Annotated in this window: 14 protein-coding genes; 10 read left to right on the top strand and 4 right to left on the bottom strand. The window is 27.3% G+C overall.

The window, feature by feature from the left end:
- Positions 1-43: 43 nt before the first annotated feature.
- The gene (gene htpX, locus AACT_RS10875) at positions 44-898 is read left to right on the top strand and encodes a zinc metalloprotease HtpX (RefSeq protein ID WP_172126850.1); all 855 of its coding nucleotides are present in this window, start codon (positions 44-46) and stop codon (positions 896-898) included.
- Positions 899-1024: 126 nt separating this feature from the next.
- Complete coding sequence (locus AACT_RS10870) at positions 1025-1804, top strand: D-alanyl-D-alanine carboxypeptidase family protein (protein ID WP_430385345.1); 780 nt, start codon at positions 1025-1027, stop codon at positions 1802-1804.
- Positions 1805-2006: 202 nt separating this feature from the next.
- Here the strand turns inward: AACT_RS10870 and AACT_RS10865 are convergent, their stop codons facing one another.
- The 4 genes from AACT_RS10865 to AACT_RS10850 form a co-directional block, all read right to left on the bottom strand.
- The gene (locus AACT_RS10865) at positions 2007-2780 is read right to left on the bottom strand and encodes a M15 family metallopeptidase (protein ID WP_172126846.1); all 774 of its coding nucleotides are present in this window, start codon (positions 2778-2780) and stop codon (positions 2007-2009) included.
- Entirely contained in the window at positions 2758-3831 is a 1074-nt protein-coding gene (gene aroC / locus AACT_RS10860) for a chorismate synthase (RefSeq protein WP_172126844.1), read from the bottom strand. The genes AACT_RS10865 and aroC overlap by 23 nt, the downstream gene beginning before the upstream one ends.
- Before the next feature lie 2 nt (positions 3832-3833).
- The gene (rnc, locus tag AACT_RS10855) at positions 3834-4508 is read right to left on the bottom strand and encodes a ribonuclease III (RefSeq protein WP_172126842.1); all 675 of its coding nucleotides are present in this window, start codon (positions 4506-4508) and stop codon (positions 3834-3836) included.
- A gap of 86 nt (positions 4509-4594) precedes the next feature.
- A complete protein-coding gene (locus tag AACT_RS10850) occupies positions 4595-5644 on the bottom strand; it encodes a tetratricopeptide repeat protein (protein ID WP_172126840.1) in 1050 nt (349 codons plus the stop codon).
- An 85-nt stretch (positions 5645-5729) separates the two neighbouring features.
- On the opposite strand from AACT_RS10850, the gene dnaG reads away from it, so the two are divergent.
- The 8 genes from dnaG (at position 5730) to AACT_RS10810 (ending at position 12899) form a co-directional block, all read left to right on the top strand.
- Positions 5730-7367 carry a DNA primase gene (dnaG, locus tag AACT_RS10845; RefSeq protein ID WP_172126838.1) on the top strand — a complete coding sequence of 546 codons (1638 nt, stop codon included), beginning with the start codon at positions 5730-5732 and terminating at the stop codon, positions 7365-7367.
- Positions 7368-7444: 77 nt separating this feature from the next.
- Positions 7445-7828, top strand: a complete 384-nt coding sequence (locus AACT_RS10840; RefSeq protein WP_172126836.1) for a Rid family detoxifying hydrolase — start codon at positions 7445-7447, stop codon at positions 7826-7828.
- Between the two features lie 120 nt (positions 7829-7948).
- The gene (gene rplU / locus AACT_RS10835) at positions 7949-8266 is read left to right on the top strand and encodes a 50S ribosomal protein L21 (RefSeq protein WP_172126834.1); all 318 of its coding nucleotides are present in this window, start codon (positions 7949-7951) and stop codon (positions 8264-8266) included.
- 27 nt (positions 8267-8293) lie between these two features.
- Complete coding sequence (gene rpmA, locus AACT_RS10830) at positions 8294-8548, top strand: 50S ribosomal protein L27 (RefSeq protein ID WP_118886868.1); 255 nt, start codon at positions 8294-8296, stop codon at positions 8546-8548.
- A 148-nt stretch (positions 8549-8696) separates the two neighbouring features.
- Positions 8697-9788 (top strand): GTPase ObgE, encoded by a 1092-nt coding sequence (gene obgE, locus AACT_RS10825; RefSeq protein WP_172126832.1) that lies wholly within the window; start codon positions 8697-8699, stop codon positions 9786-9788.
- Positions 9785-10555, top strand: a complete 771-nt coding sequence (gene proB / locus AACT_RS10820; RefSeq protein ID WP_172126830.1) for a glutamate 5-kinase — start codon at positions 9785-9787, stop codon at positions 10553-10555. The genes obgE and proB overlap by 4 nt, the downstream gene beginning before the upstream one ends.
- Positions 10556-10567: 12 nt before the next feature.
- Positions 10568-11488 (top strand): methionyl-tRNA formyltransferase, encoded by a 921-nt coding sequence (fmt, locus tag AACT_RS10815; RefSeq protein ID WP_172126828.1) that lies wholly within the window; start codon positions 10568-10570, stop codon positions 11486-11488.
- A gap of 40 nt (positions 11489-11528) precedes the next feature.
- Positions 11529-12899, top strand: a complete 1371-nt coding sequence (locus AACT_RS10810; protein ID WP_172126826.1) for a GAF domain-containing protein — start codon at positions 11529-11531, stop codon at positions 12897-12899.
- Positions 12900-12902 lie beyond the last annotated feature (3 nt).

Raw genomic sequence — 12902 nt, 5'->3', positions numbered from 1 at the left:
ATTAACTTTTTTTTGCTAGTATTAGAAAAATTAGGAGAATTTTATGGAACAAATAAAAACAGTATTTTTATTAACATTTTTAACAGTTATTTTTGTATTTATTGGTTATTCATTTGGTGGAAGTTCAGGAATGCTAATAGCATTTTTACTTGCGGGTGGTATGAATTTTTATGCATATTATTACTCAGATCAACAAGTATTAAAACATTATGATGCAACACCACTTGAGGATTCAAGACATCCAGTTTATAAAATCACACAAAGACTAACTCAAAAAGCTGGACTTCCTATGCCTAAAGTTTATTTAATACCTGATCATACTCCAAATGCATTTGCAACAGGAAGAAATCATCAACACGCAGCTGTTGCTGTTACCATGGGTTTATATGAAATGTTAAATGAGAAAGAACTTGAAGGTGTAATTGCCCATGAATTATCACATATCAAACATTATGATATTTTAGTGGGAACCATAGCTGCTGTGTTTGCAGGAGCTATAGCAATGATAGCTAATATGATGCAGTTTGGAGCAATGTTTGGTGGAAATAATAATAGACAAGGTTCAAATCCAATTATGATGATTGCAATGGCTATATTATTGTCATTAGCAGCTTCAATTATTCAAATGACAGTAAGCAGAAGCCGTGAATATATGGCTGATGAAGGAGCTGCTCGAATGACAGGAAATCCAGCAGGTCTTCAAAGTGCATTGGTTAAACTTGAAAATTATGCTAGAAGCGGACATCAAATTCATAATGCAACAGAACAAACTGCTCATATGTTTATTATCAATCCTTTTTCTGGTTTAAAATCAACTTTAGGAAGTTTATTTAGAACACATCCTACAACTGAAGATAGAATTGCAAGATTAGAAGAATTAAAAAATGAATTGAAATAACAAATTTAAGGGTAAAAAATTTATGAATTAGATATAATATATCTATGTATTACAAATACCTTTGGTTTTACTTGTATTATAAATAACTTTTTAAATGGTGACCTGATGAGAATTTTTCTTGTATTTATGCTTTTTATCTTGCCAGCTTTGGCACTTACTAGTGACACAAAGGTGTTTCAAAAAATTCAAAAAGATTTTGATTCAATAATAGTAAAAGATTTAGGGCAAAAAAAATTGATTTTTTCAAAAGATGAAAATCAAATTTTAAGACCAGCTAGTTTAACAAAAATTATGACAGCTATACTTGCTATTGAAAGTGGAAAGATGAATAATGTTGTAACTATTACTGCTGAAATGAAAAAAGTAGAACCAACTATTTCAAACTTCAAGGTTGGTGAAAAGTTTTACTTAAAAGATTTAGTTCATGCCGCAATGATTAAATCAGCAAATGATGCTGCTAATTCAATTGCTATTTATTTAGGAAATGGAAATAAACAAAAATTTGTTTCTATGATGAATGTAAAAGCAAAAAAATTAGGAATGAAAAATACTAATTTTACAAATCCTTGTGGTTTTGATATTGGAAATCATGCAAGTACTGCTAGTGACTTACTAAAATTAACAGAATATGCAATAAAAAATAAAACTTTTAATTCTATTGTTAAGCTTGAAAAATATGCTTTTAATGCGATTAATACAAAATCTAGATACGTAGTTCATTCTAGTAATAAACTATTAGCCCATGAACCTTATATCATAGGTATTAAAACAGGTTATACAAATGAAGCGGGTGCTTGTTTAATTGCACGTGCTAAGAGTAATAATAAAGATGTTTTAATGGTTATGTTAAATGTGAATAATAGATGGCCAAATGCTAAAATTGCGCTTAATGCAGTAATGAGATAAAATCATTATATACTTATTTCTTGATTTTCTCTCCATAAGATTTTAATATTGTTGAAGTTATTTCAGTCTTTATGCTTTTAATATTTAAATTAATTTAATAGAAGCATATAGGATTAGGTAAAACATAGGCATAAAAAAAGCAACCCTTGACCAAAGAGTTGCTTAGTGATGTAATTATATACAAATAAGTTTAAATGATTCTTTAATTCAATAATTCAGGTCTATATTCAAAATGCATGGTATCATAGTGATACCATCTGCCTCCCCAAATAAATCCATGTTTTTCAAATATTCTTACTATTTCTAAAGGTATTTTATTTTTGTAGTTAAGATTATCCTTTTTCTTATGCCATTGCCAATAATCAGAATTTTTTACATTTATATCAATTGCTATTCCAAAACTATGGGCACTTAATCTGTTTGTATTACTAATTTTTCTGTAATTAGTTGCTCCTGCTGGATTATTAACATATGATTTAAGTTCCTTTGGCAATAGCTCTAATTCATCTGATATGGCTTTAAGTTTTTTATCTACGTCATTTATTGTAGTAACTAAAAGAGTTTTCTTAGAGCTTTTTGGAAGCCAGATTATTTTTGTAAGATTTTTTTTTATTTCTTTGGGATTTGAACCATACATTTTTTTGAAAAATGGCTCATATCTAATTCTTCCTGCATCTTCATTTTGGGAAGGTATATAATTTAGATTTTCATCTATTTTTATATACTTCATACTCATTTGATCTTTTAATGATGGATTATTCAGTATCTCTTCATATGTTTTATTTTCTATGAAATCACTATATTTCATTTGATCATTATCTGTGAAAATTAGCTTATTATTTGAAGTTGTTTTTATAAAAGTAGGGTAGGCTTTTGCAAGTTTTGTAAGATTTTGTTCATCTTGATTACTTGCAAAAAGTTCTATATTCTGAGGATTTACAATTAATAAAAGACTAGCTATAAACTTTTTTAACATTTTCCATTTTTGAAGACATATTAAGTAGTGCCATATCGGCTAGAACTAAAGCCATCATAGATTCAGCAACAACACTTCCTCTAACTGCAACACAAGGATCGTGTCTTCCTTTTAATTTACACTCAACTTCATTATTATAAATATCAACTGTTTCTTGTTCTATAAAAATTGATGGAGTTGATTTAAAGTAAACTTTTACATTTATATCATCACCATTTGAAATTCCACCTAACATTCCACCACTATGATTTGTTTTAAATCCCTTGGCTCTAATTTGGTCATTATTGTCATAACCTTTTACTTTTGATGATAGCATTCCATCACCAATTTCTACAGCTTTAACTGCATTTATTCCCATCATTGCATTTGCTATTTGAGAATCAAGTTTAAAATATAATGGTTCACCAAGACCAATAGGAACATTTGATACATTTATTAAAGCAACCCCTCCAACACTATTGTGAGAGTTTTTAGCTTCTAAAATAGCATTTTTTTGTGCTTGTTCTACTTCTTTATCCAAAGCAAAAATTTCAGATTCACTAACTTTTGAGAAATCATAATTTTCTGCTTTTATTCCATCAATTTCACAAATACCACTTTGAACTTTTATTCCAAGCTCAAGAAGCATTAGTTTTGCAATAGATCCAGCTGCAACTCTGCACGCTGTTTCTCTAGCACTTGATCTTCCTCCACCTCTATAATCTCTTGTTCCATATTTATTAAAGTAAGTAAAGTCAGCATGACCTGGCCTAAATAAGTCTTTTACATTTGAGTAGTCACTACTTTTTTGATTTTCATTAAAAATAACCATAGATATAGGAGTTCCTGTAGTAATTCCTTCAAATACTCCTGAAAGTATTTCTACTACATCACCTTCTTTTCTTGCTGTTGCAAATTTATTTTGCCCTGGTTTTCTTCTATTCATTTCATTTTGAATAAATTCTTCATCAATTTTAATTCCAGCTGGAACTCCATCAACAATACATCCAAGAGCTTTTCCATGTGACTCACCAAAAGTTGTAAATCTAAATCTGTGACCAAATGTATTCATATTTACTCTCCTTTTAGTTTTTCTATTGCGATTTTAGCTGCTGCTTGCTGAGCTAGTTTTTTACTTTTACCATTTGCACTTCCATATTTTTCGCCATCAATCCAAATTGAAACTTCAAACTCTTTTTTATGGTCAGGTCCATATGAACCTTCTATTTTATATTCAGGTATTGAAGCAAATTGTGCTTGTGTTATTTCTTGCAGTGCTGTTTTATAATCACTAAATAAAACATCTAAATTTATTTTGTCATAAGATCTTTCTAATAAATCTAAAATAATAGGTTTTAATGTTTCAAGACCAGCTTCTAAATAAATAGCTCCCATAATAGCTTCAAAAGCATCTGATAAAATAGAAGCTTTTGTTCTTCCTTTATTTCTTTCTTCTGCAGTTGAAATATAAATATAATCACCTAGTTTTATCTCATTTGCAAGTCTAGTAAATCCAGTTTCATTCACAAGCGAGGCTCTTATTTTTGATAATTCACCTTCATTTGATTTATTGAATTTAGTAAATAAAAACTCGCCAACAATTAAATTTAAAACAGCATCTCCTAGAAATTCTAGTCTTTCGTTATTGTAAGGTTTTTTATAACTTTTGTGTGTAAGTGCTTCGATTATCAGATCTTTATTTTTAAACTGATAATCCAAACACTTTTCTAGTTTTGAATAATCACTCATATCTTTCCTTCTGTAAAATTTTTTAGAAGTATATCACATCTTTTATTATTAGTTAATTGATAATAGCTTTTAAGAAGAAAAATTATCTATTGTAATGATTGATTTGTATCAAAAAGTGCTTTTGTTAAGTGATGTTTAACATTAAATGTTAGAATTTGATGGCAATGTGGGCATCTTGTATCAAAAATAGGAAAAGAATGTTTACATGATGAACATATATATTCAAAATCTAAAGTAGCATTAATTTTATGTTCATGTTGATTTATTAAAATTAAAATATCAAAGTCAAAATTTTTACTATGTTTCAAATTATTTAAGTAACCTTTAGCATTATAAAGTTCAGCTAAAAAATCATTTTCAATTGCTTTTTCTAAATTAATATCATTAAGAGGCATATACCACATAACATCAATAAATTTAGAACAATCAAATTCAGAGATATGTTCCCATAAAAATGCTTTATTAAATTGAATTAAAAATGTTGCAAAAATTCTTTCAATGATTTTATTTTCTTTAAAAATGTCATATAAAAGTTCAGTTCGTCTTTCATATGATAAAACAGAGTCATTTAATATGAGTAAAGAATCTAAGTAGATTTTATCTGTACTCATATCTTTGTCTAGTTCTTCTAAACATAGTGTAATCTCTTTTGCTTTTTTAAAGTCTTTTAGTTTTTCATTTACAAGTAAAAGATGTAATAAGGCATTTTTATTTCTTGGAGAAAATTTTAAAATTCTTAAAAATATCTCTTTTGATCTTTGTAAAAATCCACCTTTGAAATAGGTAGTTCCTAAAAGTTCAAGTAATTCTTCTTTTTTTACTCGATCTTTTACATGCTCAAGTAAAGTAAGATAAACAGAGATAGCTTTATTGTGATCACCTTTGTGCAAAAAAGATGAAGCTAAAAGTAGGATAGAATCAAAAGGTAGATTATATGTTTTATATAAATGAACATAATCTTCTTCTTTTAATTTACCAAGTTCGAACCTTTTAGATAATTTTCTATAATCTTTTCTAGCAATTTTTTCTTTATAAATACTATAATAATATGTGAAAAATGATATCAAAAAAATTAGTGCAACAATTAGTATAATTCCAAAAAGTGGATCTCTATATCCTAAAGCAATATTACCCAAGTAAAACCTTCATGTTTATATCTTATAAGTTGATAAATCTTAACATAAAAGTTCATATAAAATAATAAAAGAGTATAATCCAAATATGATAAAAAAAGAATCCATTGAAAATCTTAAAAATAATCTTGATGTTGTTGATATTATTTCACAATATATAGAATTAAAAAAATCAGGAGCTAATTTTAAGGCTTGTTGTCCTTTCCATGGAGAGACAACACCTTCTTTTGTTGTAAGTCCTGCTAAGCAAATATATCATTGTTTTGGATGTGGAGTAGGTGGTGATTCTATAAAGTTTGTTATGGAATATGAAAAATTAACATATCCAGAAACAATAGAAAAATTAGCTTCTATGAATAATTTTATTTTAGAATATGAAGAAAATAGTTCTGAAAAAAAACAAGATACAAGAGTAATTGAAGAAGTTAATAAATTTTACCAAAAACTTTTTGTTTCAAATCCTGCGGTAAAAGATTATATTCATCAAAGAGGAATCTCAGATTTTTCTGTTGAAAAATTTGAAATAGGGTATGCTCCTATTTCTGCTGATACAATAAACTTTTTAAAATCAAATCATTATAATTTAACAGATGCAATTGATTTAGGGATTATTGATACAGGAACAAATGGATTATATTCAAGATTCATTGAAAGAATTACTTTTCCAATTTATTCTATAAGTGGTAAACTTGTAGGCTTTGGCGGTAGAACAATCACTGGACATAATGCAAAATATGTAAATTCACCCCAAACAAAACTTTTTAATAAATCAAAACTTTTATATGGATATCAAATAGCCAAAGAGTATATTTATAAAAAAAATCAAATAATAGTTTGTGAAGGTTATTTAGATGTTATTATGCTTCATCAAGCAGGTTTTAATACAGCAGTAGCAACTCTTGGAACTGCCCTTACAGCTGATCATTTGCCACTTCTAAGACGAGGTGAACCAAAAGTAATATTAGCCTATGATGGTGATAAAGCAGGATTAGCAGCTGCTTTTAAAGCATCTGTAATGTTATCTCAAAGTGAATTTGAAGGTGGTGTTATAATTTTTGCAGATGGTATGGATCCTGCTGATATGGTTAATAAAAATAAAGTAGAAGAATTAAATGAAATTTTTGCAAATCCGATTTCCTTTACTCCTTATGCTATTGATTACATTATTTCAAAATATGATATAAATGATGCAAATCAAAAACAAAAAGCTTTAATTGAATCAAATGAGTATTTGAAATCTCTAGGATTAATTTATCAAGATGAGTATAAAAGATATTTAGCTCAAAAATTAAATATTAGAGAAAATTTAATACAAATAAGTTCAAATAAACAAAGAGCTTTCACTCCAAGCTTATCTAAAATTGATATTGCAGAGTTGTGTATTATTAAATCTATTTTAGAAAAACCTCAAAGATTGGATGCTGTTTTAGATATAGTAGATGCTTCAATGTTTGAAGCCCATAAAAACGAATTTGAATTAGTTTTAACAGATATAAATAACATATCATTAAATTCTATAGTTTTAAATGAAAAACTTGAAAACTATGATGATGAAAGATTAAATCAAGAATTACTTACTTTATTATATAAGTTCTATGCAAATAAATTAACAGCAATTTCTTATGATAAAGAGTTAGATTTTAGACAAAAAGCAAATTTGATTAGAAAAATCAAAGATAATATCTATCAGTTGAAGCAAGGTAAACTTGTAAGTTATAATTTATAATTAATTTTTATAATTTATTTAATTAGCAGTTTAATTTATGTAAAATTCCATCAGCTATATAAACTTAAGGATTATGCATGAAATTTATTGCAAGTGATAATTTACCTCAAGCAATAGGACCTTACTCTCCTGCTGTAAAGGTAAATGGGATGATTTATACATCTGCACAGGTTCCAGTAACATTAGATGGAACAATGGTTGAAAGGGATATTAAAGTTCAAACTAGACAAGTATTGTCTAATTTACGAACATTATTGGAAGATGCAGAAAGCGGAATGGAAAAAGTAGTAAAAGTATCTGTGTATTTAGAAAATATCGAAGATTTTGGTATTGTTAATGTATTATTTGCAGAAGCTTTTGGAGATCATAAACCAGCAAGAAGTACTGTTTCAGTAAAAGGTCTGCCAAAAAATTCTATGATTATGGTTGAAGCAATCGCATTAGCTAACGATTATAGATAAAAACTATTGGCCTTAAAGAAAGTTTAAACTAAAATAAGATACTATTCCGGTTCGAAAAATAGAGTTATATGAGAATATATCAACTACTTAGCATATAGAATTGAATTAGAGGATGTAAAGATGTACGCAATTATCAAGTGTGGTGGAAAACAGTATAAAGTATCTGAGGGTGATATCTTAGATGTTGATTATACAGGTCAAACTGCTAAAGAAACTTTAGAAATTACTGATGTTTTAGCTGTAAACAATGGTGAATTAAAAACTGGTGATGCTGTTGCAAACGCAAAAGTTGAAGCAGTTGTAGTATTAGATGGAACAGGTGTAAATAGAGCTAAAAAAGTAATCATTTACAAAAAAAGAAGAAGAAAAGATTCTAAGTTAAAAAGAGGTTTTAGAAAAAGCTTCACTAAAATTAGAATTACAAAAATCGCTGCATAAGCATAACAAAAGTTAAGGAGAAGAACTATGGCTCACAAAAAAGGTCAGGGTAGTACACAGAATAATAGAGATTCAGCTGGTAGAAGACTTGGTGTTAAAAAGTATGGTGGTGAAGTAGTAAGAGCTGGTAACATCATAATTAGACAAAGAGGTACAAAAGTACATTTAGGTCAAAATGTTGGTATGGGTAAAGATCATACAATTTATTCTTTAATTGATGGTGTTGTTAAATTTGAAATTAAAGATAAAAAAAGAAAAAAAGTTTCAGTTTACGCTTCGTAATTCTGGATAAAATTGATTTCTTTAAAGGGTGTATGGCTTTTGCCTACACCCTTTTTTTATTTAAAAATTAATGTAGCTAATTAAAAGTTAACAGTGAAAATAATAATTTTGCTTTTAGTTTTTAATTAATTATTAAAAGGGTTTTATTATGTTTATAGATAGCGCTAGATTTTCAGTTACATCTGGAAAAGGTGGACAGGGATGTGCAGCATTTAGACGAGAAAAGTTTGTTGTTAAAGGTGGACCAGATGGTGGAGATGGTGGAAAAGGTGGAGATGTTTACTTCTTAGTGGACAATAACACTGATACATTATCAAACTATAAAGGAAGAAAATTCTTCAAAGCTGATAATGGAGCACAAGGTTTAGGTGGAAGAATGACTGGAAAGTCAGGAGAAGCATTAGTTTTAATTGTTCCTCCAGGAACTCAAGTTATTGATGATGAAACAAATGAAGTAATCTTTGACCTATTAGAACTTGGAGAAAAGGTTTTATTTTTAGAAGGTGGAAAAGGAGGATTAGGTAATACTCACTTTAAAAACTCTAGAAATCAAAGACCTACATATTTCCAACCAGGACTTCCAGGTCAAGTGCGAAAAATTAGATTAGAATTAAAACTAATTGCAGATGTTGGACTTGTTGGATATCCAAATGTTGGAAAATCAACTTTAATTTCAGTTACGTCAAATGCAACTCCTGAAATTGCAAACTATGAATTTACAACATTAACACCAAAATTAGGTGTAGTTACAGTTGGAGATTATAATTCATTTGTAATGGCAGATATTCCAGGAATAATCGACGGTGCAAGTGAAGGAAGAGGTTTAGGATTAGAGTTTTTAAAACATATTGAAAGAACAAAAACTCTTTTATTTGTTATTGATGTTGCAAATTATAGAACAATGATTGATCAATACAATGTTCTAAAAGAAGAAGTTGCTAAATTCTCAAGTGAATTATCAACTAGAAACTATGCAATAGTATTAAGTAAAGTTGATGGATATATGGGTGAAGATTTAGATGGTGATATAGAAAATTTCATTAAAGATATTGGATTAGAAATTACTAAATCTAATGAATTCAAATTTGAAACAGAATATCCATATTATGTTCAAGATTTAATTTATTCACGATTTGATGATACAAAACCATATTTTGTTTTACCAATTTCATCTTTAACAAAATTTAATATCAAAGCACTTGGATTTGCATTATATAATTTATTGGAACAAGATAAATGAAAAGATTAGTTATTAAAGTAGGAACAGCCGTTTTAACACAAGACGGTCAACTAGCCATTGAAAGAATGGAAAATCTAGTTGATTTAATAGCTAAATTAAAAAATGAAAAAAAACTTGAAGTAATTTTAGTATCATCAGGTGCTGTTGGTGCTGGGTATACTACTTTGAAACTAGATAAAAAAATTATTGCAAATAAACAAGCACTTGCAGCTATTGGGCAACCTTTATTGTTAAAACATTATAAAAAAAGATTTAAAGAGCATAACATTAGTTGTGCTCAAATGCTTTTTATTGCAGATGATTTTGATTCAAGAAAAAGAACTAAAAATGCTCAAGACGTAATGGAAATTCTTTTAGAAAATAAGATTCTTCCAATTATAAATGAAAATGATGTAATTGCTAATTATGAACTATTATTTGGTGATAATGACCAATTAGCAGCTCATGTGGCATTTCATTTTAAAGCAGATATGCTGGCAATATTATCAGATATTGATGGATATTATAATAAAAACCCAAGGGAATTTGACGATGCTGTTTTGCAAAAAGAAGTATCATTTATTGATCCTAGCGAATTACAAATGACACATACCGCAAATTCAGAATTTGCAACAGGTGGAATTGTTACAAAACTAAAAGCTGCTGATTTTTTAATGAAAAATGATATTCCAATGTATTTAACTTCAGGTTTTGATTTAACAAATGCTTATGATTTTTTAGTTGATGGAAATCATAAAAGTGGAACAATTTTTAAAGCAAAGAAATAAAAGGATAAACAAATGAGTAAAAGAATTTTATTTATGGGAACTCCTGATTATGCAACAACTATTTTTAGCGAGTTGTTGCAAAGTAATTATGAAATTATAGGATTATTTACTCAGCCTGATAAACCTGTTGGCAGAAAACAAATATTAACTGCCCCTCATATTAAACAGTATTGTTTAGATTTAAATTTAAATATACCTATCTTTCAGCCTTTAAAATTAAGAGGAAATGAAGAAGCTACTACTCAAATAAAGAATTTAAATCCTGATTTTATAATAGTTGCAGCCTATGGTCAAATCTTGCCAAAAGAAATACTTGATATTGCTCCTTGTATAAATTTACATGCTTCATTACTTCCAAAATATAGAGGTGCAAGTCCTATTCAAGAGTCATTGTTAAATGACGATTCATATACAGGAGTAACATCTATGTTAATGGAAGAGGGACTTGATAGTGGAGATATTTTAGCTTTTCAATATTTAAAAGTAACTCCTACTATGGAAGTATCTGCTGCATTTGAAGAACTTTCTCAAATTGCTGCAAAACTTACGATTACTACTTTAGATAATTTTGAGAATATTAAACCATTAAAACAAAATGAAGCAGAAGTTTCTTTTTGTAAAAAAATAAAGAAAGAAGATGGTTTAGTTGATTTTTTAGATGCAAAAAGATTGATTTTAAAATATAAAGCCTATTCTTATTGGCCAGGAATTTTTCTATCTTCTGAATTAAAATTAAAAGATATTGAACTAAATGAAGAAATATCGATTAATAATCCTGGTGAAATTTTAGAAATAAAAAAAGATTATATTTTAGTAGCTTGTGAAAAAGGAAGCTTAAAGATAAAAACTCTGCAAGCTCCATCTAAAAAAGCTATTAGTTCTGTTGATTTTGTAAGAGGTCAAAGACTTGAAGTTGGAAATATAATAATTTAAGTGCTATAATAATTCAAAATTAACACAAAGTAATTTACTCATGAAAGATTTAGAATTAAGACATATTTATGATATAAACTTATTCAATATAAATGACTTAGATGTATTATTACATGAGATACTCAAATACACTCGTGAATTAATAAATGCAGAAGCAGGAACTATTTATATAAAAGAAGATGAATATCTAAAATTTCATGTTTTCCAAAATGATAAATTATCTTATGAAGATATATATAAACTTTTTTATACGATAAAAGATTCTAAACTCCCTTTATTTATTGAAAATAAATTCCTTGCTGTTGATTCTTTTAAAACAAAAAAAATTATAATGATTGATGATATTTATGATACAAAAGAGTATGAATATTCTGGTACTAAAGAATTTGATGAAAAATTAAATTACAAAACTCACTCTATAATTACAATTCCTTTAATTCATCCTATACGAGATGAAGTTTTAGGTGTTGTTCAATTATTAAATAAAAAAGATAATGACAATTATATAAATTTTAATGAAAAAGATAAAAATTCTTTATCAATGTTTAGTTCTTTTATTGCATTATCAATTTCAAAAGCTCAAAACGATGTTGTTAAACTTCAAAGATTAAATGAAGAATTAGAGAACGCAAATAAAAGATTAGAAAAGAAAATAGAAAGAGAAGTTTTAGATAATAAATATAAATCATCAATAATCTTTCATCAATCAAAGATGTCTTCAATGGGCGAACTTATAGGAAATATTGCACACGAATGGAAAGAGCCATTAGGCGTAATTTCTGCTTATGCTAGTTCATTAAAATTAGATGTTGAATATGAGAATATTAACTCTCCAGAATTTATAATTAAATTAGATCGAATGCTTGATATTACGAATAAGTTATCTGGAACAATAGACGATTTTGAAACTTTTTATAATATTGAAACAATAAAAGAAACTTTTTTTATTAATAGTAGTATTTATAAAAGCTTAGAATTGGCAAAAGTAACATTTGATGAAAATAACATAGTACTTATTTTAGATTTAGATATCTCTATTTCTATGTATGGATTAAGAAATGAATTTACACAAGCATTATTAAATTTATTAGTAAGTATAAAAGATAGTTTAATTCAAAAAGTTAGTTTAGATAAAAATAGATATATATTTATTGACTTATTCCAAAAAGATGGTAAAAAATATATAGTTATCAAAAATAATTCAGGTGAAAAAATACTTGATAATAATAAGAATATTATTAATGAAAATTTACACCTAGAAAAGATAAATAACAACTCTAAATCAGGTCTTTATATGACAAAAATTATAATAGAAAAACATACAAATGGTGTTATTACATTTGATAATGTTGAGTTCTCATATAAAGGAAAAGATTATAAAGGAGAGCAATTTACAATCATATTAGAGTAAAAA

The sequence above is a fragment of the Arcobacter acticola genome (genome assembly GCF_013177675.1).
GTDB classification, from domain to species: Bacteria; Campylobacterota; Campylobacteria; order Campylobacterales; family Arcobacteraceae; genus Aliarcobacter; species Aliarcobacter acticola.
The sequence above is the reverse complement of the archived record's forward strand: the minus strand, read 5'-3'. Positions and strand labels throughout refer to the sequence as shown.

What these genes read in the sequence shown, in the direction of transcription:
- htpX (WP_172126850.1), top strand. Translation starts at nt 44, where the DNA reads ATGGAACAAATAAAAACAGTATTTTTATTAACATTTTTAACAGTTATT.
- AACT_RS10870 (WP_430385345.1), top strand. Translation starts at nt 1,025, where the DNA reads ATGCTTTTTATCTTGCCAGCTTTGGCACTTACTAGTGACACAAAGGTG.
- AACT_RS10865 (WP_172126846.1), bottom strand. Translation starts at nt 2,780, where the DNA reads ATGTTAAAAAAGTTTATAGCTAGTCTTTTATTAATTGTAAATCCTCAG.
- aroC (WP_172126844.1), bottom strand. Translation starts at nt 3,831, where the DNA reads ATGAATACATTTGGTCACAGATTTAGATTTACAACTTTTGGTGAGTCA.
- rnc (WP_172126842.1), bottom strand. Translation starts at nt 4,508, where the DNA reads ATGAGTGATTATTCAAAACTAGAAAAGTGTTTGGATTATCAGTTTAAA.
- dnaG (WP_172126838.1), top strand. Translation starts at nt 5,730, where the DNA reads ATGATAAAAAAAGAATCCATTGAAAATCTTAAAAATAATCTTGATGTT.
- AACT_RS10840 (WP_172126836.1), top strand. Translation starts at nt 7,445, where the DNA reads ATGAAATTTATTGCAAGTGATAATTTACCTCAAGCAATAGGACCTTAC.
- rplU (WP_172126834.1), top strand. Translation starts at nt 7,949, where the DNA reads ATGTACGCAATTATCAAGTGTGGTGGAAAACAGTATAAAGTATCTGAG.
- rpmA (WP_118886868.1), top strand. Translation starts at nt 8,294, where the DNA reads ATGGCTCACAAAAAAGGTCAGGGTAGTACACAGAATAATAGAGATTCA.
- obgE (WP_172126832.1), top strand. Translation starts at nt 8,697, where the DNA reads ATGTTTATAGATAGCGCTAGATTTTCAGTTACATCTGGAAAAGGTGGA.
- proB (WP_172126830.1), top strand. Translation starts at nt 9,785, where the DNA reads ATGAAAAGATTAGTTATTAAAGTAGGAACAGCCGTTTTAACACAAGAC.
- fmt (WP_172126828.1), top strand. Translation starts at nt 10,568, where the DNA reads ATGAGTAAAAGAATTTTATTTATGGGAACTCCTGATTATGCAACAACT.
- AACT_RS10810 (WP_172126826.1), top strand. Translation starts at nt 11,529, where the DNA reads ATGAAAGATTTAGAATTAAGACATATTTATGATATAAACTTATTCAAT.